Here is a 19365-nt window from a genome sequence, read left to right on the forward strand (position 1 = left end):
ACCACCGGGTCAGGCGCCCGCGACGAGGCTCACGCCGAGCGCGATCATCGTCACGGCGACCAGCCCGTCCAGTACGCGCCAGGCCGCCGGCTTGGCGAGGTGGCGGCTCAGCAGACGCGCGCCGAAGCCGAGCGCGGCGAACCAGCACAGACTGGCGAGCGCCGCGCCGAGGCCGAACGTCCAGCGCAGCGGGCCCTGGTCGGCGGCGACCGTGCCGAGCAGGAAGACGGTGTCGAGGTAGACGTGCGGGTTGAGCCACGTCATCGCGAGGCAGGTCAGCACCGCCCGGCGCCGTGACCCCGCCGCGTCTCCCTCCGCCAGCAGGGCGCCGCCCGGCCTGAAGACCCGGCGGGCGGCGAGCGCGCCGTAGCAGAGCAGGAACGCCCCGCCGACCCACGCCACCGCGGTCAGCACCCCGGGCCAGGCCACGACCACCGCGCCGACGCCGGCCACGCCCAGGGTGATCAGCAGCGCGTCGGACAGGGCGCAGATGCCGACGACGGCGAGGACGGCGTCGCGGCGGATGCCCTGGCGCAGGACGAAGGCGTTCTGGGCGCCGATGGCGACGATCAGGGAGAGGCCGGTGCCGAATCCGGCGGCGGCCGTGGTCAAAGCACTTGTCATGCCGTTGACGCTAAGGAAGCGATCTCCTCGTGTACAGCTAAAGATTCTTAGCTACCTTTAGCAGATATGAAGACCGAACTGACCGAGCTTCCCCTCGACCAGGTGCGGACACTGCTGGCGGTGGTGGACGAGGGCACCTTCGACGCGGCCGCGGCCGCGCTGCATGTGACGCCGTCGGCGGTGAGCCAGCGGGTGAAGGCGCTGGAGCAGCGCACGGGGCGGGTGCTGCTGGTACGCACGAAGCCGGTGCGGCCGACCGAGTCGGGCGAGGTCGTCGTCCGGTTCGCCCGCCAGTTGGCCCGGCTGGAGCGCGACGCGCGGGCCGAGCTCGGCATGAGCGCGGCCGGGGAGCCGACCCGGGTGTCGATCGCGGTCAACGCCGACTCGCTGGCGACGTGGTTCCTGACGGCGCTCACGCGCGTCCCGGCGGAGCCTCGGCTCTGCTTCGAGCTGCGACGGGAGGACGAGAGCCGTACGGCGGCGCTGCTGCGGGAGGGGCAGGTGATGGCGGCGGTGACCTCGTCGCCGGATCCCGTGGCGGGGTGTTCCGTGCGTCTGCTGGGCCGGATGCGCTACCTGGCCGCGGCGAGCCCGCGGTTCGCCGAGCGGTATCTCGACGGGCCGCTGGGGGACGCGCTCGCGCGGGCGCCGGTGATGTCCTTCGACCGCAGTGACGATCTCCAGGACGGGTTCGTGCGCAGGCTGCGGCGCGGCCGGACCGGTGCGAGTGCGGTACGGCATCACGTCCCCACCTCGGAGGGGTTCGTGTCGGCCGTGGCGGCCGGGCTGGGCTGGGGAATGGTGCCGGAAGTTCAGGCGGAGCCTCTTTTGAGAGACGGCCGCCTCGTACTGCTCGCTCCGGAGCTGCCGGTCGACGTTCCGCTGTACTGGCAGCAGTGGAAGCTGGACTCGCCGGCTCTGGTGACGGTGACGGAGGCCGTGACCGCAACGGCCTCGGAGGCGCTGCGCGGCTGAGCGGCGGCCGCTGAGCTTCTCGGTACGGCGGAACTCGATGACCTCCTCGTAGGAGGCCACGGTCTCCTACGCGAAAGCAGCACCGTCCAGCACCTCAGCCCTCGCATGCCCGCCGGCATCATGGTGATCCTGGCCGGCACGCTCTTCGCCGGCTGAAGCCGGACCTCTCCGGCTCACTGGGACTCCCCGAGCTGGGCGGCGGCACTGTCCAGCAGCATCTCCAGCGCCGTCGGATACGCGCTCTCCACCATCCGGGTCGCCAGCAGCGGTGCCGCCTCGGCGATCCGGGGATGCGTGCTGCGTGGCAGCCGCGCATACGTCGAGCGCCACATCTCCTCATCGGCACGGAGTGCGGCGCTGGGCAGTGCCAGCGACGCCGCGTCCAGCGCCGCGAAGGCCAGCGTCTGGTCGATGAAGGCGTGGTAGACGCGCACGGTGTCCGGCAGCGGGAAGCCGGCCCGGCGCAGGATGTCCAACACCGCCTCGTCGGCGGCGAGTTCGTTGGCCCGGCCGGTGACCCGGCTCGTGGTCAGCACGGCCGCCTGCGGATGGGCCAGGTACGCGGCGTGGATGCGCAGCCCGACGGCGCGCAGGTCGTCCCGCCACTCCCCCGTCGGCTGCCAGCCCTCCAGTGCCTGGCCGATGAGGGCGTCGCCGATCGCGAGGATCAGGTCGTCCATGCCGCGGAAGTAGCGGTACAGCGTGCTCGGGTCGGCGTCGAGGGCCAGGCCCAGGCGGCGGGCGGTGAGCCCGGCGCTGCCGTGTTCGCGCAGCATGCGCAGCGCGGTGTCGACGATCAGCCGCTCCGAGAGCACGGTGCCGCTCTTGGTGGGACGACGCCGACGCCGCTTTTCTTCCGGTACGACCGGTTTTGGCATCACCCTGCTCTCTCTTATGCCAACGCCATTGACCTTAACCGAGCGAGCGGCGTTGTATTCCGGGTGGGGCCCCACCACGTCGTAGACCTTCAGCACTTCAGCAGGTCCAGCACTTCAGCAGGTCCAGCACTTCAGTCGAGGGAGTCTTGTCATGCGTGTACTGCTCGTGGGAGCCGGCGGAGTGGGTACCGCGATCACCCGGATCGCGGCCCGGCGTCCGTTCTTCGAGGCGATGGTGGTCGCCGACTACGACCCCGCCCGCGCCGAGGCGGCCGTGGCGGCCCTCGGTGGCGACGCCCGCTTCCGTGCCGAGCGCGTGGACGCGGGCGACGAGGCGGCCGTGGCCGCGCTGCTGGAGCGGCACGCCTGCGACGTGCTCCTCAACGCCACCGACCCCCGGTTCGTGATGCCGCTGTTCCGGGCCGCGCGCACGGCCGGTGCCACGTATGTCGACATGGCGATGTCACTGTCGCGGCCGCATCCCGAGCGGCCGTACGAGGAGTGCGGGGTCAAGCTGGGCGACGCCCAGTTCGAGCAGGCGGACGACTGGGCGCAGGCGGGCGCGCTGGCACTGGTCGGCATGGGTGTGGAGCCGGGGCTGTCGGATGTGTTCGCCCGGTACGCGGCGGATGAGCTGTTCGACGAGATCGAGGAGATCGGCGTCCGCGACGGCGCGAACCTCACCGTCGACGGCTACGGCTTCGCGCCGCCCTTCAACATCTGGACCACGATCGAGGAGTGCCTCAACCCGCCGGTGGTCTACGAGGACGGCCGCGGCTGGTTCACCACCGAGCCCTTCAGCGAGCCCGAGGTGTTCGAATTCCCGGAGGGCATCGGCCCGGTCGAGTGCGTGAACGTCGAGCACGAGGAGGTGCTCCTGATCCCTCGCTGGGTCGACGCGCGCCGGGTGACGTTCAAGTACGGCCTGGGCGAGGAGTTCATCGACACGCTGAAGACGCTGCACCTGCTGGGCCTGGACCGCACCGAGCCGGTGACCGTGGCGAGCGCCGACGGGCCGGTGCGGGTCTCGCCCCGGGACGTGGTCGCCGCGTGTCTGCCGGATCCGGCGACGCTGGGCGAGCGGATGCACGGCAAGACCTGTGCGGGCACCTGGGTGCGGGGCGTCAAGGACGGCGGGCCTCGCGAGGTGTACCTGTACCACGTGGTGGACAACCAGTGGTCCATGAAGGAGTACGGCAGCCAGGCCGTGGTGTGGCAGACCGCCGTCAATCCGGTCGTCGCCCTCGAACTCCTGGCCACCGGTGCCTGGTCGGGCACGGGCGTGCTCGGTCCTGAGGCCTTCCCGGCCCGCCCCTTCCTGGATCTGCTGACCGCGTACGGCTCTGCGTGGGGCATGCGCGAGGAGTGACCGGATTCGGCTGTGTCCGACGGGGTTTCACTCATGCATCGACAGGCGACCCGAAAACGAGTAGGCATCCACCGAGGGCACGTACGACGATCGCAGGTGACTTTGATGGACGACTGGCGAGACCACGCCGCCTGCCGCCATGAGGACCCCGACCTCTTCTACCCGATCGGCACGTCCGGGCCGACCGTGCTGCAGACGGAGCAGGCGAAGGCCGTCTGCCGGCGCTGCTCGGTCCGGGAGCAGTGTCTGCGCTGGGCACTCGACATGGACCAGTTCATCGGGATCTGGGGCGGCACGAGCGAGGCCGAGCGACGGGCGCTGCGGCAGCGGGCCGGATGACCGGCGGATCGACGGGACGAGCGCAGGGGAGGGGCCGCTCGGCTCAGTCGGGCGCCTCGGCCGCCGGCAGGCGCAGGGTGAACACGGATCCGGCGCCGGGCTCGCTCGCCGCGTCGACCGTCCCACCGTGCGCGGCGACCAGGTGCCTCACGATCGGCAGGCCCAGCCCACTGCCGCCGGTACGCCGGCTGCGGGACTTCTCCGCGCGCCAGAACCGGTCGAAGACGTGCGGCAGGTCCTGGGGGTCGATTCCGGTCCCCGTGTCGGTGACGTCGAGGACCACGAAGTCGCCGTCGCGCCGGGCGGCGAGCGTGACGGTGCCGTCGGCCGGCGTGTGGCGCAGGGCGTTGGAGACGAGGTTGCCGAGCGCCTGGCGCATGCGGACGGGGTCGGCGTCCAGCCAGGGACTGCCGTCGGCCGACGTGCGCAGGGCGACGCGGGCGGTGTCGGCGGCGACGCGGTGGGCGGCGGCGACCTGGTGGAGGAGGTCGTCGGCGCGGACGGGCTCGCGGTGCAGGCGCAGGGTGCCGGCGTCGGCGTCGGCGAGGTCCTGGAGGTCGTCGATGACCCGCTGGAGGACAAGAGCCTCCTCGTGCAGGGAGGCGAGCAGGGCGGGGGCGGGGTCGACGACGCCGTCGCGGGTGACTTCCAGCCAGCCGCGGATGTTGGTGAGCGGGCTGCGCAGTTCATGGGCGATGTCGCTGACCATCGCCTTGCGCTGGGCCTCCAACCGCTCGCGCCGCTCGGTGAGTTCGTTGAAGGCCACGGCGAGGATGCCGGTCTCGTCGCGGGTGGTGACAGGCACCCGCACATGCAGCTCGGGCGGCTGCTGGGCCGCCTCGGTCAGCGCCCGCAGCGGCCGGACGAGCCGGGTGGCGACCACGGCGGTCACGGCCACGGTGACGGCCAGGACGAGGCCGGCGGCACCGACGACCTTGGCCTTGTTGGCCGGGGACATGTCGAACCGTACGGCCGTCGTGTCCCCGCCGCCCAGGAACAGCTCGGCGACGGGGGCGACGTACGGGTCGAGCTGGGCGCGGCGCGCGGCGTCGAGGCAGCTCTCCGCCGCGCGCATGGACTCGTTGGCGGCGCCCGCTCCGAACTTGCCCATGACGTACCGGCTGCCGAGCCGGGGCTCGGTGACGTCGACGGCGACGAACCGCCTCTCGTCGGTGTTCAGGCCGTGCCGGTCCAGGCAGGTGCGGGAGCGCCGGCTCAGGTCGGCCAGGGCCTTCTCCTCGGTGGGCGTCGCGGTGTTGAGCAGGCCGTCGGCGCACTCCTCGGGCACATGGCCGGCCGCGACGGGGCCGTCGTGGTCCGTGACGACGGGGCGGCCGCTCGGCGTCTGGACGACGTCGGTCTCGTACCCGTTGCGGGCGAAGCACTTCTGCCGCACCTGGGCGAGCTTGTCCAGCCTGGCCCGCTCCTCGTCCGTCACCCGGTACGGGCCCACCACGCGCGGATCGATGCCGCTGCGCTGCGCCCCGTGTTCCGTGTGGGTGTCGGTGCGCAGCGGGTCGACGGTGGCGGCGGCGCGCGGCGGCAGGGAGGTGCCGGGCGGTGCGGAGTCGGCGATGGTCCGGCGCTCGGGGGTGGTCAGGGCGATACGGCGCCCGGTCCGCGCGGACAGCGCACGCACTGTCTCCTCGACGCCCCGCCAGTCCGAGTGGGTCGCGGCATAACCGCTGAGCCGGGCGAGGACGTCCATGTCCTCCGCGAGGACCTGCCCCTGCTCCTCCCGCAGGGCCCGGGTGGTGGTCTCCACCGCCAGCCAGGCCGTCGCCGCCACCGAGCACACGGCGATCAGCACCGTGGCGATCAGCAGCCGGACCAGGAGCCGCTTGCGCAGCGGGATGCGCCGGCTCATCCGCGGCCCCCGCTGAGCTTGTAGCCGACGCCGAACACGGTCAGCAGCCGCACCGGTCTGCGCGGGTCGGCCTCGATCTTCTTGCGCAGGTTCATGATGTGGACGTCGACGGCCCGTTCGGTGGAGGCCCGGTCGGTGCCCCGGGTGCACTCCAGCAACTGCCGCCGGGAGAAGACCCGTTCGGGTTCGGCGGCCATGGTGAGAAGAATCTCGAACTCGGCCGGCGTGCACTCCACCGCCGCCCCGTCGCACCGCACCTCGTGCCGTACGGGGTCGACGGCGAGGCCCGCCGCGCGTACCACGGGATCCTCCCGCCGGCCGGCGGCACGCCCGCTGCGCCGCAGCACGGTGCGGATGCGGGCCATCAGCTCACGCGGGCTGTACGGCTTGGTCATGTAGTCGTCGGCGCCGAGTGCGAGGCCGAGCAGCACGTCGTCCTCCGCCGACCGGGCCGTCAGCATCAGCACGGGGATGTCCGGATTCTCGGGGTTGCGGCGCAGCACCCGGCACACCCCGAAGCCGTCGATCACCGGCAGCATCAGGTCCAGCACGACCAGGTCGGGCCGTTGCCGCCGGACCGCTTCGAGGGCGGCCGACCCGTCGTGGACCACGGTGGCGGTGTGGCCCTCCGCCAGCAGGGAGCGCCGTATGAGTTCGGCCTGCATCTCGTCGTCCTCGGCGACCAGCACATGTGCGCACACGCGGCGGATCCTAAGCGGTTCGGGGGATTTCAGCGGGCCAGCGACTTGGCGTCGCCCATGACGACGACCGGATGCCGGTCGGGGTCCAGCGCCCGCAGCAGCTCCCTCATGTGCTCCCGGGCGATGCTGACGCAGCCCTGTGTCGGGCCGTCGTGGTCCACGTGCAGCCATATGCCGCCGCCCCGGCCCGCGCCGAGCGGGCGGGTCCAGTCGAGGGGTGAAGTGCCGGGCTTGCGGTTGTAGTTGATGGCGATCACGTAGTCGAAGGAGCCGGCGAGGGGTTCGCCCTCGAAGCCGGTGCCGGTGGCGGTGAACCCGACGCCGTGGTCGTACGGCAGCCTGGTCCCGGGGTCGCGGAGCAGGCCCCCGGCGTCGGTGAGGGTGAAGACGCCGACGGGTGAGCGCAGATCGCCGGCGCGGTGGTGGTCGGTCCAGCCGCGCAGGGCGTTGTGGGCGGGCCGGCTCGCGCCGGGCTCCCAGCCGGTGTCACCGCGCTCGTACAGGACGACCGTCGACTGCGAGGAGTTCCTGCCGCGTCCGGTCACGACGACGGCCTGACGGGCCTCGGAGGGCACCTTCGCCCGGGTCCTCGGGCCCAGTCCGGGCAGTTGCAGCGGGGCCGCCTCAAGGGCGACGTCGGGCATGGGCGTGGCGGGCACTGGTGTGCCGGCCGCGGGCTCGTGGTCCGGCGTCACCGCTGCACCGCCGGCGCAGCCGGTCAGCAACAGGGAGGCGGCGGCCAGCAGTGCGACACGGGGCTTGTGCGTGATCATGCGTCGACCTTGACCGACACTTGTGAGGAACTCGTCAGGTCCGGCGGGTCGTCGTCCGCCGCCCGAGAAAGGCCCGGCCATGAGCGTTCGCATCCGTCGCGTCTACGAAGCACCCGAGCCCGAGGACGGCGTACGCGTCCTGGTCGACCGGCTGTGGCCGCGCGGTGTGTCGAAGGACGCCGCCCGCGTGGACGAGTGGCCGAAGGGGCTCACCCCGTCGACCGAGCTGCGCCGCTGGTACCACGCGGGCGAGCGGTCGCACGAGGAGTTCGCGCGCCGTTACGAGGCGGAGCTGGCCGAACCCGAGGCGGCGGAACTCGTGGAGCGGGTACGGGCGTTGGCGGCCGAGGGTGACGTGACGCTGGTGACCTCCTCCAAGACCCCCGAACAGAGCCACGCGTCGGTGCTGGCCCGCCTCCTCCAGGAGCGACAGGAGTGAGGAGGCGGGCCGACCGGCGCGTTCAGGCGATCTGCCGGGCCGCCGCCCGTCCCGCCGTCCGGCCGGAGAAGAGGCAGCCGCCGAGGAAGGTGCCCTCGAGGGCGTTGTAGCCGTGGACGCCGCCACCGCCGAAGCCGGCGACCTCGCCGGCCGCGTACAGGCCGTCGATGGGTGTGCCGTCGGCCCCGAGCGCGCGGGAGTCGAGGTCGGTCTGGATGCCGCCGAGCGTCTTGCGGGTCAGGACGTGCAGCTTGACGCCGATGAGGGGGCCGGCCGCCGGGTCGAGGATGCGGTGCGGGGTGGCGACGCGGCCGAGGCGGTCGCCGATGTAGCGGCGGGCGTTGCGGATGCCCTGGACCTGGGCGTCCTTGCTGTACGGGTTGGCGATCTGGAGGTCGCGGGCCTCGATCTGGCGCCGGACGGTCTCCGCGTCGAGGAGCGGCTTGTCCGTCAGCTGGTTCATCTTCTCGACCAGTTGCTCCAGGTCGGGGGCGGTCACGAAGTCCGCGCCGTTGCGCAGGAACGCCGCCACCGGACCCGGGGCGCCCTTGCCGAGTACGCGTTCCTTGAGGAAACCGGTCCGGTCCTTGGCGGTGATGTCGGGGTTCTGCTCGGAGCCCGAGAGCGCGAACTCCTTCTCGATGATCTTCTGGCTGAGGATGAACCAGGAGTGGTCGTACCCGGCGATGTCCTCCGTGGTGCGCAGGTATTCGAGGGTGCTGAGGGTGTCGTAGCCCGGCAGGCAGGGGTCCGGGAGCCGGCGGCCGAGGGCGTCGAACCACATCGAGGACGGTCCGGGCAGAATGCGGATGCCGTGGCCGGGCCAGATCGGGTCCCAGTTCTGCAGGCCCTCGGTGTAGTGCCACATGCGGTCGCGGTTGACCAGGCGTACGCCCGCCTGAGCGCTGATGTCGAGCATGCGCCCGTCGACGTAGGCGGGGACTCCGGTGACCATCTCGGTGGGCGGTGTGCCGAGGCGCTCGGGCCAGTAGCGGCGCACTATGTCGTGGTTGGCGCCGATGCCGCCGGTGGTGACGACGACGGCCCGGGCGGTGAGCTCGAACTCGCCTGCGCGGTCGCGGTTGGAGGCGACACCGCGGGGTGAGTTGTCCTCGGCCAGGACCGTGCCGCGCACGCCGCGCGCCGCGCCGTCCTCGATGACCAGCTCGTCGACCTGGTGCCGGTGGTAGAAGGTGAGCAGCCCGTCGCGGGCGGCCTGCTTGGCGTACCGCACGAACGGCTCCACGACACCCGTGCCGGTGCCCCAGGCGATGTGGAACCGGGGCACCGAGTTGCCGTGGCCGTCGGCGCGCAGGTCGCCGCGCTCGGCCCAGCCCACCGTGGGCAGGAACTTGATGCCGTGCCCGTCCAGCCAGGCGCGCTTCTCTCCGGCCGCGAACTCGACGTACGCGCGTGCCCAGCGCACCGCCCAGGAGTCATCGTCGTCCTCCCGGTCGAACTGCGCGCTGCCCTGCCAGTCGTTCCAGGCCAGGTCGAGGGAGTCCTTGATGCCCAGACGCCGCTGCTCCGGGGAGTCGACGAGGAACAGCCCGCCGAAGGACCAGAACGCCTGTCCGCCGAGGTTGGCGGCGTTCTCCTGGTCCACCAGCGCGACCCTGCGGCCCCGGCTGGTCAGTTCGCTCGCGGCGACCAGGCCCGCGAGTCCCGCTCCGACGACGATGACGTCGGCATCCATGGCGACCGTCCCTTCCCCATTCGGTGGTGGCGCTATTCGGTGGTGGCGCTATTCGGTGGTGGCGCTGTGCGTGGTGTCGCTGCCGTCGGTGAGCAGCGCGGTGAGCAGTTGTTTCAGCCAGGCGCGGGCGTGCTCGACGTCCTTGTCCAGCAGCAGCTGGGTGGTCACTCCGTCGTAGGCGGCGACCACGGCGTGGGCGGCGCCGTCGATGTCGCCGAGCACGGCGGGCAGTGCGGTGTGTCCCCGCGCGCGGGCGAGCCGCTCGGCGATCGCGCCGCGCAGCCGGGCCCGGTGTTCCAGCAGGGTCTGGGCGACGGCCGGTTCGCGCGCGGCGTGCACCAGGAAGTCCGTCTTGACCAGCAGCCAGTCGCGGTCCAGGACCAGCACGTCCGTCACCCGGTCCACGGCGGCGGGCACGTCCAGGTCCGGCCCGTCGAGGGCGAGCGCCCCGGACACCTGCTCCGCGATCAGTTCCGCGCGCTGCTGGTAGAGGGCGAAGAACAGCTCGTCCAGGCTGTCGAAGTTGGAGTAGAAGGCGCCTCTGCTGTAGCCGGCGGCGTCGCAGACCTCCTCGATGGAGACCCGGCCGAAGCCCTTGGCGGCGAACACTTCGAAGGCGGCGTCGAGGAGATTGGCCCGCGTGCGGACCCGGCGCTTGGTGACACGCCTGGTCGTTTCCTCCACCGCCACGTCCGGACCTCCATTCGATACGTGAATGTATCCGATACACGAGTGCATCCGAAGTGGTTCGACCGAACGGGCGAACGACCGAAAATCGATGGGAACAGATTTTCGATTCAGGGGTACGCTGAGAGCATGGCCACGCACCTCCAGGGCTCCCTGTTCGATCAGACCGACGAGCTGCGGCTCGGGTCCCTCGCCGGGATCCGCCGTACCCGGCTCGCCCATGGCGCCTGGATCGACGTGCTGCCGGGCTGGCTCAGCGGGGCCGACGCACTGTTCGAAGAGCTGGCCGCCGAGGTGCCGTGGCGTGCCGAGCGGCGCACGATGTACGACCACGTGGTCGACGTACCGCGCCTGCTCGCGTTCTACGGGGCGGACGACGCGCTGCCGCATCCCGTCCTCGTCGAGGCCCGCGACGCGCTGTCCGCGCACTACGCCGAGGAGCTGGGCGAGCCGTTCACCACGGCCGGGCTCTGCTACTACCGCGACGGCCGGGACAGCGTGGCCTGGCACGGGGACCGGATCGGGCGGGGCGCGCGTGAGGACACGATGGTCGCGATCCTCTCCGTGGGCGCGCCCCGGGATCTGCTGCTGCGCCCGATGCGCGGCGGCGCGGAGACGGTGCGCCGACCGCTGGGGCACGGCGACCTGATCGTGATGGGCGGCTCCTGCCAGCGGACCTGGGAGCACTCGGTACCGAAGACCACACGCGCGACGGGACCGCGCATCAGCGTGCAGTTCCGCCCGGACGGCGTGCACTGAGGCTTCGGAGGCGGACGCTTCGGGTGCGCGCGGGGGCTGCCTCCGGCGGACGGTGCCGGAGGCAGCCCTTCCTCTGGGCGAAGCCCTCTCACGCCGCCACACTGGCCGGGTGAGCGCGCAGACGCAGGCACCGCCCACCGCTCCCCGGCGCAGCGAACTGGACGCGCTACGGGTCCTCGTCGTTCTCGGGCTGGTCTTCTTCCACTCCGGTCTCGTGTTCTCGCCGGACGACGACTTCTATGTGAAGAACGCGGAGACGACCGACGCCGTGACCGTGCTCGCCGGTTTGGCGGTCGTGTGGGCGATGCCCATGCTCTTCCTGATCGCGGGGCTCGGCTCCCGGCACTCGATCCGCCGGCGCGGGTCCGCCCGGTTCACCCGGGAGCGGCTGCTGCGGCTGGGCGTTCCGCTGGTCTTCGCGACGCTCGTCCTGTGCCCGCTGCCCCAGTGGCTGCGGCTGCGGGCCGCCGACCCCGGCTACGACGAGCCGTACTGGCGTTTCTGGCCGCGCTTTCTCACCGTGCGCCCGGACCCGGCCGACTTCCCCTTCGTCCTGGACGGGGAGCACTTCGAGACCGGCCATCTGTGGTTCGTCGTCCTGCTGCTCACCTTCAGCCTGCTCCTCGCCCCGGTCGCGGCACCGCTCGCGGCCTGGGCCGAGCGCGTGGGGCGCGCGGTTCAGCGGCGCCCGGCCCTGCTGCTTGTGCCCGCCCTGCCGCTCGCCGTGATCAACGCGTTGCTGGGCATGGAGGAGGGCTTCGCGGGCTGGAACCGCTGGGCCTACCTGGTGTTCTTCCTGTTCGGTTACGCCCTCGCCGACGACGGACGCGTCCGGGCCGCGCTGCGCCGACTCGCCGTCCCGGTGGGCGTCGCCGGGTTCGTGCTGTTCGCGGGGACCGCGCCCGGGTTCCTGTCCCTGGACGACCCGTTCACCGACTGGAGCGCGTTCGCGCTGGTGACGCGGGCGGTGTTCGGGGCGGCGGGCTGGTGCTGGGTCGTGGCGATCCTCGGTCTGCTGGACCGGCCGCGCGAGGTCCGGGCGCCGTCGCGCGTCATGGTGTACCTCGGGATCGCCGCCCTGCCGGTGTACGTGCTGCACCAGCCCGTCGTGGTCGCCGTCGCCTACGGCGTGGTGGGCCGGCCGGCGCCGATCGTGGTCGAGTACGCGATGATCGTGACCGGTTCGCTGGTGGTGATCCTCGCCCTGTACGAGGGTCTGGTGCGCAGGACGCGGCTGACGCGGTTCCTGTTCGGCATGCGTCCGGCCGCGGCGGACGCGCCGTCGTCCTGATCTGGTTTGCTGTCTGCGTCGGGCACGGACCTCACCACGCGGGACGATCATGCGGGCAGATGTGCACCAAGTCGCGGACGGCACTCACCTGGTGCACGGCAGCAACACCAACTGGGTGATCCTCACCGAGGGGGACGCGGTCACCCTGATCGACACCGGCTATCCCGGGGACCGGGCCAGGCTCCTCGCCTCGCTCGCGGAGGTCGGGAGCGCGCCGGAGGCGGTCGAGGCCGTACTGATCACCCACGCGCACACCGCCCATCTGGGCAACGCCGAGTACCTGCGCGACACGTACGGCACGCCGATATTCCTGCACGAGGCCGAAGTGCCGCACGCCCGCCGGGAGTTCCTGCACCAGGTCGACGTCGGAACGGTCCTGAGGAACGGCTGGCGGCCCGGTGTGCTGCCCTGGGCGATCCACGTGATCTGCGCCGGCGGCACCGCGCACGTCCCCGTCACCTCCCCCGAGCCGTTCCCGTCGCCGGGCCCGCTGGACCTGCCCGGCCGCCCGGTACCGGTGCACACGCCCGGTCACACCGACGGCCACTGCGCCTACCATCTGCCGGACGCCGGCGTGGTGATCGCGGGCGACGCCCTGGTCAGCGGGCATCCCACCTCGCGGATCAAGGGTCCGCAGCTGCTGCCGGACATGTTCCACCGCGAGCGGGCGCAGGCCGTGGCCTCGCTGGCCGTGCTCGAAGACCTCAAGGGCGATGTGCTGCTGCCCGGGCACGGCCGCTGCACTGTGGGTCGGTGCAGGAGGCCGCTCTTCAGGCCCGGGACCGCGCCCTTTAGGGTGAGCTGACGATTCCCCGTGAGGCGAGGACGAACGGCCCATGGCTCTCCAGATCAGCGCGACGAATCCGGAGCACCCCGCGCTCCTGCTGGAACTGCCCTGGCAACTCCCCCTGGAGGAGTGGCCGCAGGAGGTCCTGGTCCCGCTGCCGCGCGGTATCTCCCGCCACGTCGTGCGCTACGCCCGCGCCGGCGACGAGGTGATCGCCGTCAAGGAGCTCGCCGAGCGCCCTGCCCTGCGCGAGTACGAGCTGCTGCGCGACCTGGACCGGCTCGGCATCCCCGCGGTCGACCCGCTGGCCGTGGTCACCGGCCGCACCGACACGGCCGGCGGCCCGCTGGAGCCGGTGCTGGTCACCCGGCACCTGGGCGGCTCGCAGCCGTACCGCTCGATGTTCGAGACGACGATGCGCCCGGCGACCATGCACCGGCTCATGGACGCGCTGGCCGTGCTGCTGGTCCGCCTCCACCTCGCCGGGTTCGCCTGGGGCGACTGCTCGCTGTCCAACACGCTGTTCCGGCGCGACGCGGGCGCCTACGCCGCGTACCTGGTGGACGCCGAGACCGGCGATCTGCATCCGCGGCTCAGCGAGGGCCAGCGCGACTACGACCTGGACCTCGCACGGGTCAACATCAGCGGCGAGCTGCTGGACCTGGAGGCGTCCGGGGCGCTGCACCCCTCCGTCGACCCGGTCGAGTTCGGCATGGAGATCTGCGCCCGCTACCGGAGCCTGTGGCAGGAGCTGACCCGAACCTCGGTGTATCCGGCGGGCAAGTACCACTACATAGAGCGCCGGATCCGCCGCCTGAACGACCTCGGTTTCGACGTGGCCGAGATGCAGATCGAGCACGCCGCCAACGGCGACACGGTCACCTTCGTGCCCAAGGTCGTCGACGCCGGCCACCACCAGCGTCAACTGCTGCGCCTGACGGGCCTGGACACCGAGGAGAACCAGGCCCGGCGGCTGCTGAACGACCTGGAGAGCTGGATGGCCACCCAGGACGACTACGCCCCGGGCGACCCCCTCGGCGCCCGCCCCGAGGTGCTCGCCCACCGCTGGGTGCGCGACGTGTTCCGCCCCACCGTGCGGGCCGTGCCGCTGGAGCTGCGCGGTGCCATGGACCCGGCCGAGATCTACCACGAACTGCTGGAACACCGCTGGTACCTGTCCGAGCGGGCGCAGCACGACATCGGCCTGGACACGGTGGTCGAGGACTACATCGCGAACATCCTGCCCAAGGCGCGCGAGACACTGCAGCCGACCACGTCCGACTGAGCCGTCCCACTGACTCAGTCGTGCGGCACCACGGCCACCGGGCAGGGCGCGTGGTGCAGCACGCCGTGGGCCACCGAGCCGATGCGGGCGCCCACGGCCGTACGGCGGGCACGGCGCCCGACGACCATCAACTGGGCCCGCCCGGCCACCGACAGCAGCACCTGCCCGGCGCTGCCCATCTCGACGTGCTCGACCACATGCACGTCCGGGAAGCGCTCACGACACGGCCGCAGCGCCTCACCCAGGGACTTCTTCTCGTACGGCTCCAGTCCTCCGGCGTCGTCCAGGAGCTTCATGGAGGCCGGGCTGTAGGAGAACAACGGCGGCAGGGTCCAGGCCCGTACCGCGCGTACGGCCGCGCCGCGCGCCGCGGCCGTCTCGAACGCGAACCGCAGGGCGGCGGCGCTGTCGTCCGGGTCGCCCTGCTGGCCCACCACGATCTCGCGCCCGGCGGCCTCGGCGGACGCCTGGTCTCCGGCCCGGACGAGGACGACGGGCCGCGTGGCCCCGGCGATGACCTGCTGTCCCAGGGAACCCAGCAGGAACCCGACGACCGCGGCCTGGCCCCGTGAACCCAGCACCAGCATCTCGGCGTCCGCCGCGGCGGCGAGCAGCGTGTCGGCGGGCCCGGCGTCGACGACGTCGGTGGTGACCTCAAGACCGGGATGCCGCTCGGTGACGGAGCGGGCGGCCTCCGCCAGCCCCTCTCGCACCCACCTGGCCTGGGTCTCGGCGTCTTTGGCGTACCCCGCGTCGACCGCCTCGTGCGGCTGGAACCGCCAGGCGTGCACCACCCGCAGGGCGAGCCCGCGACGGACCGCCTCCCGGGCGGCCCAGCCCAGCGCGGCGACGCTCTCCTCCGAGCCGTCCACCCCTGCCGTGATCGGGCGCGTCATTCCGGCTGCCTCCTCGTGCAAATGATCAAGCCAATGGAAATGATCATGCTTTGGACAATGGTCATGTCCTCGACCCCAGTCTTCACCACCCTGCGGGCATGGCACCGGAATGGGAGCAAGTGATGGTGGACTCGGCCGATCCGCAGGCCCTCGGGCGCTGGTGGGCCGAGGCTCTGGGCCGAGTCGTGGTGTGCGACGAGCCCGACGAGTTCGAGATCCGGCCCGAGCAGGACCGGCTGCCGGGCCTGCTGTTCACCTCGGTGCCGGAGGGCAACGAGTTCTGCGTGCTCGGCTCGCGGCGCGGCTGAGAACCGCCGCCTCCCGCATACCCGCGCGAGGCGGGTGGACCGAACATACGATGGACCGGAGTCGGCGCGGCGGACGTGAAGCGGCCGCGCCGTGGTTCCGACCCCGGGGTGGGAGACGTATGGCACAGGCCGCCGAGGCAGCGCGGACCGTCATCCTGACCGTTGACGACGATCCCGGGGTCTCCCGGGCGGTCGCCCGCGATCTGCGGCGGCGCTACGGAGCGTCGCACCGCATCGTGCGCGCGGAGTCCGGACAGTCGGCGCTGGAGGCGCTGCGGGAGCTGAAGCTGCGGGGCGATCTGGTGGCCGTGATCCTGGCCGATTACCGCATGCCGCAGATGAACGGCATCGAGTTCCTCGAACAGGCCCTGGACGTGTACCCGGGGGCGCGCCGCGTCCTGCTGACCGCGTATGCGGACACGAACGCGGCGATCGACGCGATCAACGTCGTAGATCTCGATCACTATCTGCTGAAGCCGTGGGACCCGCCGGAGGAGAAGCTCTACCCGGTCCTCGACGACCTGCTGGAGGCGTGGCGGCGCAGCGACCACCGGCCGGTGCCCAGCACCAAGGTGGTCGGGCACCGCTGGTCGGCCCGCTCCTCGGAGGTGCGGGAGTTCCTGGCCCGCAACCAGGTGCCGTACCGCTGGTACTCGGCCGAGGAGCCCGAGGGACAGCGGCTGCTGGCCGCCGCCGGGCAGGACGGGCAGCGGCTGCCGCTGGTGATCACCCCGGAGGGGACTCCGCTCGTGGCGCCCGAGGCACCCGAGCTGGCCGCGCAGGTCGGGCTGGCGACGACCCCGACGGCCGACTTCTACGACCTCGTCGTCATCGGCGGCGGACCCGCCGGGCTCGGCGCGGCCGTGTACGGGGCGTCGGAGGGGCTGCGGACCGTGCTGGTGGAGCGGTCGGCGACCGGCGGACAGGCCGGGCAGAGCTCCCGGATCGAGAACTACCTCGGCTTCCCGGACGGCGTGTCGGGCGCCCAGCTCACCGACCGGGCCCGGCGGCAGGCGGCGAAGTTCGACGCCGAGATCCTCACCGCGCGCGAGGTGACCGGACTGGAGGTCAGCGGCGCCGCCCGGATCGTACGGTTCTCGGACGGCTCGGCGGTCGCCGCGCACAGCGTGATCCTGGCGACCGGCGTGTCGTACCGCCAACTGCGGGCGCCCGGCTGCGAGGACCTGACCGGCTGCGGGGTGTACTACGGCTCGGCGCTGACGGAGGCCCCGTCCTGCCAGGGCCAGGACGTGTACATCGTCGGCGGCGCCAACTCCGCGGGGCAGGCGGCGATGTACCTGTCCCGGGGCGCCAAGTCCGTGACGCTGCTGGTGCGCGGCGAGTCGCTGGCGGCGTCCATGTCGCACTATCTCGTCCAGCAGATCGACGAGGCGCCGAACATCTCGGTGCGCGCCCGGACGGTCGTCGAGTCCGCGCACGGCACCGGGCGCCTGGAACAGCTCACGCTGCGGGACGTGGACAGCGGGCGGACCGAACTCGTCGACGCCCGGTGGATGTTCGTGTTCATCGGCGCCGCCCCGCTGACCGACTGGCTGGACGGGACGGTGCTGCGCGACGAGCGCGGGTTCATCCTGGCCGGACCCGACCTGAGCGCCGACGGGCGGCCGCCGGCGGGCTGGGAGCCGGCCCGGCCGCCGTACCACCTGGAGACCAATGTGCCCGGCGTGTTCGTGGCGGGCGACGCGCGCGCCGAGTCCGCCAAGCGCGTCGCGTCCGCCGTCGGAGAGGGAGCCATGGCCGTGATGCTGGTGCACCGCTATCTGGAGCAGTCATGAGCGGGCGGCCGATGCCGTGCGATCCGCAGGAGATCGGCTCGCTGTTCCTGTTCGAGAAGCTCACCCCCGAACAGCTCGGCCGGCTGTGCAGCGAGGGGCGGGTGGAGATGTTCGAGCCCGGGCCCGTGTACCGCGAGGGCGATCCGGCGACCTGCTTCTACGTGATGGTCGAGGGCACCGTGGTGCTGTCCCGGCGGGTCGGCGGCGACGACGTGGAGGTCAACCGGACGTCCCAGCGCGGGGTGTACTCGGGGGCCTGGCAGGCCTACCTCGGGGACCGGGTGCCGCAGGTCTACAACAGCTCGATGCGGGTCACGGAGCCGACACGGTTCTTCGTGCTGCCCGCCGAGACCTTCGCGGCCGTGATCCAGGAGTGGTTCCCGATGGCCCTGCATCTGCTGGAGGGCCTCTTCTTCGGCCAGAAGAGCACCCAGTTGGCCATCAACCAGCGCGAACGGCTGCTGGCGCTGGGCTCGCTGTCCGCCGGGCTCACGCACGAGCTGAACAATCCCGCCGCGGCGGCCGTACGGGCCACGGCGACGCTGCGGGAGCGCGTGGGCAAGATGCGGCACAAGCTGGCCGTCATCGCCCAGGGTTCGTACTCCCCCGAGGTCATGGCAAATCTGATCGACATCCAGGAACGCACGGCCGAACGGGTCGCGAAGGCGCCGACGCTGAGCCCGCTGGAGGCCTCCGACCGGGAGGACGCGGTCACCGACTGGCTCGACGACCACGGCATCCCGGACGGCTGGCGGATCGCGCCCACCTTCGTGCAGGCCGGTCTCGACGTGGACTGGCTCGACCAGATCGCGACAGCGGTGGACGGGGAGATCCTGCCCAGCGCGATCGGATGGCTCAACTACACCGTCGAGACCGAGCTGTTGATGGACGAGATCAACGACTCGACCACGCGCATCTCGCATCTCGTGGACGCCGCCAAGCAGTACTCCCAGCTCGACCGCGCGCCCTTCCAGAACGCCGATGTGCACGAACTCCTCGACAGCACCCTGCTGATGCTCTCGGGCAAGATCGGCCGGCAGATCAAGGTGGTCAAGGAGTACGACCGTACGCTGCCGAGGATCCCGGCGTACCCGGCGGAGCTCAACCAGGTGTGGACGAACCTGATCGACAACGCGGTCTCCGCGATCAACAGCGCGGGCGGGGAAGGGACGTTGACCGTGCGGACGGCGCCGGATCACGACCGGCTGCTGGTGGAGTTCCGGGACACCGGGGTGGGCATTCCGGCGGCGGACCGGGGGCGGATCTTCGACCCCTTCTTCACGACCAAGCCGGTGGGCGAGGGCACCGGGCTCGGCCTCGACATCTCCTGGCGGATCGTGGTCAACAAGCACCACGGCACGATCCAGGTGGAGTCCGAGCCGGGCGACACGCGGTTCCAGGTGCTGCTTCCGTTCACCTCCGAGGAGGCCTCATGACCAGCGTCAACGGCATCGATCCCAGTGTGCCGCCCAGTGGCAGCGGGTGCGGGAAGTGCGACGAGGTCGACGGGTGGTGGTTCCATCTGCGGCGGTGTGCGCAGTGCGGGCATGTGGGCTGTTGCGACAGCTCGCCCGCGAAGCACGCGACGGCGCACTTCCGGGAGACGGGGCATCCGCTGGTGCAGAGCTACGAGCCGGGCGAGGCGTGGTACTGGAACTACGCGACGAGTGAGTTGTTCGAGTCCGGGCCCGAGTTGGCGGCTCCGATGAGCCATCCGGCGGATCAGCCCGCGCCGGGGCCCGCGGGGCGGGTGCCGGAGGATTGGGCGAGGGCGTTGCGCGCCTGAGAGCTCGGGACTTTCGGTTTGATGGCGGGTGCGGGTCGTGGGGGTTGATCGCGCCCACGCGGCGGAGCCGCACATTGATACAGCCCCGCGCCCCTGAGGTCGGCACAGT

At 71.9% G+C, this 19365-nt stretch carries 18 protein-coding genes and 2 pseudogenes; 12 read left to right on the plus strand and 8 right to left on the minus strand.

Going from position 1 to position 19365, the window contains the following annotated elements; translation table 11 throughout:
• Window positions 1-9: 9 nt before the first annotated feature.
• The gene (locus tag ACP4J3_RS32395; protein WP_426539714.1) at window positions 10-624 is read right to left on the minus strand and encodes a LysE/ArgO family amino acid transporter; all 615 of its coding nucleotides are present in this window, start codon (window positions 622-624) and stop codon (window positions 10-12) included.
• A gap of 66 nt (window positions 625-690) precedes the next feature.
• On the opposite strand from ACP4J3_RS32395, the gene ACP4J3_RS32400 reads away from it, so the two are divergent.
• Complete coding sequence (locus tag ACP4J3_RS32400) at window positions 691-1599, plus strand: LysR family transcriptional regulator ArgP (RefSeq protein WP_426539715.1); 909 nt, start codon at window positions 691-693, stop codon at window positions 1597-1599.
• Between the two features lie 173 nt (window positions 1600-1772).
• Here the strand turns inward: ACP4J3_RS32400 and ACP4J3_RS32405 are convergent, their stop codons facing one another.
• Window positions 1773-2477: a TetR/AcrR family transcriptional regulator gene (locus tag ACP4J3_RS32405; RefSeq protein ID WP_426539716.1), complete on the minus strand. Its 705-nt coding sequence runs from the start codon at window positions 2475-2477 to the stop codon at window positions 1773-1775.
• 151 nt (window positions 2478-2628) lie between these two features.
• Between ACP4J3_RS32405 and ACP4J3_RS32410 the strand changes: the two genes are divergently transcribed.
• On the plus strand, window positions 2629-3846 hold the full coding sequence (locus ACP4J3_RS32410; RefSeq protein WP_426539717.1) for a saccharopine dehydrogenase family protein: 1218 nt from the start codon (window positions 2629-2631) through the stop codon (window positions 3844-3846).
• A gap of 105 nt (window positions 3847-3951) precedes the next feature.
• Window positions 3952-4185, plus strand: coding sequence for a WhiB family transcriptional regulator (locus ACP4J3_RS32415; RefSeq protein ID WP_194038447.1), 234 nt, complete (start codon window positions 3952-3954; stop codon window positions 4183-4185).
• A gap of 43 nt (window positions 4186-4228) precedes the next feature.
• On the opposite strand, the gene ACP4J3_RS32420 is transcribed toward ACP4J3_RS32415, so the two are convergent.
• Genes ACP4J3_RS32420 through ACP4J3_RS32430 form a run of 3 tightly spaced genes read right to left on the minus strand, consistent with a single transcriptional unit; the run spans window position 4229 to window position 7526 of the window.
• Window positions 4229-6052, minus strand: a complete 1824-nt coding sequence (locus ACP4J3_RS32420) for an ATP-binding protein (RefSeq protein WP_426539719.1) — start codon at window positions 6050-6052, stop codon at window positions 4229-4231.
• A complete protein-coding gene (locus ACP4J3_RS32425; RefSeq protein ID WP_426539720.1) occupies window positions 6049-6753 on the minus strand; it encodes a response regulator transcription factor in 705 nt (234 codons plus the stop codon). Before ACP4J3_RS32425 ends, ACP4J3_RS32420 begins: the two co-directional genes overlap by 4 nt.
• A gap of 29 nt (window positions 6754-6782) precedes the next feature.
• Entirely contained in the window at window positions 6783-7526 is a 744-nt protein-coding gene (locus ACP4J3_RS32430; RefSeq protein ID WP_426539722.1) for a L,D-transpeptidase family protein, read from the minus strand.
• 79 nt (window positions 7527-7605) lie between these two features.
• On the opposite strand from ACP4J3_RS32430, the gene ACP4J3_RS32435 reads away from it, so the two are divergent.
• Window positions 7606-7965, plus strand: coding sequence for a DUF488 domain-containing protein (locus ACP4J3_RS32435; RefSeq protein ID WP_426539723.1), 360 nt, complete (start codon window positions 7606-7608; stop codon window positions 7963-7965).
• Between the two features lie 22 nt (window positions 7966-7987).
• Here the strand turns inward: ACP4J3_RS32435 and ACP4J3_RS32440 are convergent, their stop codons facing one another.
• The gene (locus tag ACP4J3_RS32440; protein WP_426539725.1) at window positions 7988-9661 is read right to left on the minus strand and encodes an FAD-binding dehydrogenase; all 1674 of its coding nucleotides are present in this window, start codon (window positions 9659-9661) and stop codon (window positions 7988-7990) included.
• A 48-nt stretch (window positions 9662-9709) separates the two neighbouring features.
• Complete coding sequence (locus ACP4J3_RS32445) at window positions 9710-10351, minus strand: TetR/AcrR family transcriptional regulator (RefSeq protein ID WP_426539726.1); 642 nt, start codon at window positions 10349-10351, stop codon at window positions 9710-9712.
• Window positions 10352-10477: 126 nt separating this feature from the next.
• Between ACP4J3_RS32445 and ACP4J3_RS32450 the strand changes: the two genes are divergently transcribed.
• The 4 genes and pseudogenes from ACP4J3_RS32450 (at window position 10478) to ACP4J3_RS32465 (ending at window position 14470) form a co-directional block, all read left to right on the plus strand.
• Window positions 10478-11107, plus strand: a complete 630-nt coding sequence (locus ACP4J3_RS32450) for an alpha-ketoglutarate-dependent dioxygenase AlkB family protein (protein WP_426539727.1) — start codon at window positions 10478-10480, stop codon at window positions 11105-11107.
• 109 nt (window positions 11108-11216) lie between these two features.
• Entirely contained in the window at window positions 11217-12398 is a 1182-nt protein-coding gene (locus ACP4J3_RS32455; RefSeq protein WP_426539728.1) for an acyltransferase family protein, read from the plus strand.
• Window positions 12399-12447: 49 nt separating this feature from the next.
• Window positions 12448-13193, plus strand: a pseudogene (locus ACP4J3_RS32460) (MBL fold metallo-hydrolase).
• A 41-nt stretch (window positions 13194-13234) separates the two neighbouring features.
• Entirely contained in the window at window positions 13235-14470 is a 1236-nt protein-coding gene (locus ACP4J3_RS32465; protein ID WP_426539729.1) for a DUF4032 domain-containing protein, read from the plus strand.
• Between the two features lie 14 nt (window positions 14471-14484).
• Here the strand turns inward: ACP4J3_RS32465 and ACP4J3_RS32470 are convergent, their stop codons facing one another.
• The gene (locus ACP4J3_RS32470) at window positions 14485-15366 is read right to left on the minus strand and encodes a universal stress protein (protein ID WP_426539730.1); all 882 of its coding nucleotides are present in this window, start codon (window positions 15364-15366) and stop codon (window positions 14485-14487) included.
• Between the two features lie 98 nt (window positions 15367-15464).
• On the opposite strand from ACP4J3_RS32470, the pseudogene ACP4J3_RS32475 reads away from it, so the two are divergent.
• From ACP4J3_RS32475 to ACP4J3_RS32490, 4 genes and pseudogenes are all read left to right on the plus strand, one after another.
• A pseudogene (locus tag ACP4J3_RS32475) lies at window positions 15465-15638 on the plus strand (VOC family protein); the annotation flags it as partial.
• A 155-nt stretch (window positions 15639-15793) separates the two neighbouring features.
• Window positions 15794-17470 carry an FAD-dependent oxidoreductase gene (locus tag ACP4J3_RS32480; RefSeq protein ID WP_426539731.1) on the plus strand — a complete coding sequence of 559 codons (1677 nt, stop codon included), beginning with the start codon at window positions 15794-15796 and terminating at the stop codon, window positions 17468-17470.
• Window positions 17467-18906 (plus strand): ATP-binding protein, encoded by a 1440-nt coding sequence (locus ACP4J3_RS32485; protein ID WP_426539732.1) that lies wholly within the window; start codon window positions 17467-17469, stop codon window positions 18904-18906. Before ACP4J3_RS32480 ends, ACP4J3_RS32485 begins: the two co-directional genes overlap by 4 nt.
• Window positions 18903-19256, plus strand: coding sequence for a UBP-type zinc finger domain-containing protein (locus ACP4J3_RS32490; protein ID WP_426539734.1), 354 nt, complete (start codon window positions 18903-18905; stop codon window positions 19254-19256). The genes ACP4J3_RS32485 and ACP4J3_RS32490 overlap by 4 nt, the downstream gene beginning before the upstream one ends.
• Window positions 19257-19365: the final 109 nt, after the last annotated feature.

It is taken from the genome of Streptomyces sp. UG1, assembly GCF_049974585.1.
Classification (GTDB): Bacteria; Actinomycetota; Actinomycetes; order Streptomycetales; family Streptomycetaceae; genus Streptomyces.

Excerpts from the sequence above, each read along its gene's own strand:
- ACP4J3_RS32395 (WP_426539714.1), bottom strand. The coding sequence starts at position 624 with ATGACAAGTGCTTTGACCACGGCCGCCGCCGGATTCGGCACCGGCCTC.
- ACP4J3_RS32400 (WP_426539715.1), top strand. The coding sequence starts at position 691 with ATGAAGACCGAACTGACCGAGCTTCCCCTCGACCAGGTGCGGACACTG.
- ACP4J3_RS32405 (WP_426539716.1), bottom strand. The coding sequence starts at position 2,477 with ATGCCAAAACCGGTCGTACCGGAAGAAAAGCGGCGTCGGCGTCGTCCC.
- ACP4J3_RS32410 (WP_426539717.1), top strand. The coding sequence starts at position 2,629 with ATGCGTGTACTGCTCGTGGGAGCCGGCGGAGTGGGTACCGCGATCACC.
- ACP4J3_RS32415 (WP_194038447.1), top strand. The coding sequence starts at position 3,952 with ATGGACGACTGGCGAGACCACGCCGCCTGCCGCCATGAGGACCCCGAC.
- ACP4J3_RS32420 (WP_426539719.1), bottom strand. The coding sequence starts at position 6,052 with ATGAGCCGGCGCATCCCGCTGCGCAAGCGGCTCCTGGTCCGGCTGCTG.
- ACP4J3_RS32430 (WP_426539722.1), bottom strand. The coding sequence starts at position 7,526 with ATGATCACGCACAAGCCCCGTGTCGCACTGCTGGCCGCCGCCTCCCTG.
- ACP4J3_RS32435 (WP_426539723.1), top strand. The coding sequence starts at position 7,606 with ATGAGCGTTCGCATCCGTCGCGTCTACGAAGCACCCGAGCCCGAGGAC.
- ACP4J3_RS32440 (WP_426539725.1), bottom strand. The coding sequence starts at position 9,661 with ATGGATGCCGACGTCATCGTCGTCGGAGCGGGACTCGCGGGCCTGGTC.
- ACP4J3_RS32450 (WP_426539727.1), top strand. The coding sequence starts at position 10,478 with ATGGCCACGCACCTCCAGGGCTCCCTGTTCGATCAGACCGACGAGCTG.
- ACP4J3_RS32465 (WP_426539729.1), top strand. The coding sequence starts at position 13,235 with ATGGCTCTCCAGATCAGCGCGACGAATCCGGAGCACCCCGCGCTCCTG.
- ACP4J3_RS32470 (WP_426539730.1), bottom strand. The coding sequence starts at position 15,366 with ATGACGCGCCCGATCACGGCAGGGGTGGACGGCTCGGAGGAGAGCGTC.
- ACP4J3_RS32480 (WP_426539731.1), top strand. The coding sequence starts at position 15,794 with ATGGCACAGGCCGCCGAGGCAGCGCGGACCGTCATCCTGACCGTTGAC.
- ACP4J3_RS32485 (WP_426539732.1), top strand. The coding sequence starts at position 17,467 with ATGAGCGGGCGGCCGATGCCGTGCGATCCGCAGGAGATCGGCTCGCTG.
- ACP4J3_RS32490 (WP_426539734.1), top strand. The coding sequence starts at position 18,903 with ATGACCAGCGTCAACGGCATCGATCCCAGTGTGCCGCCCAGTGGCAGC.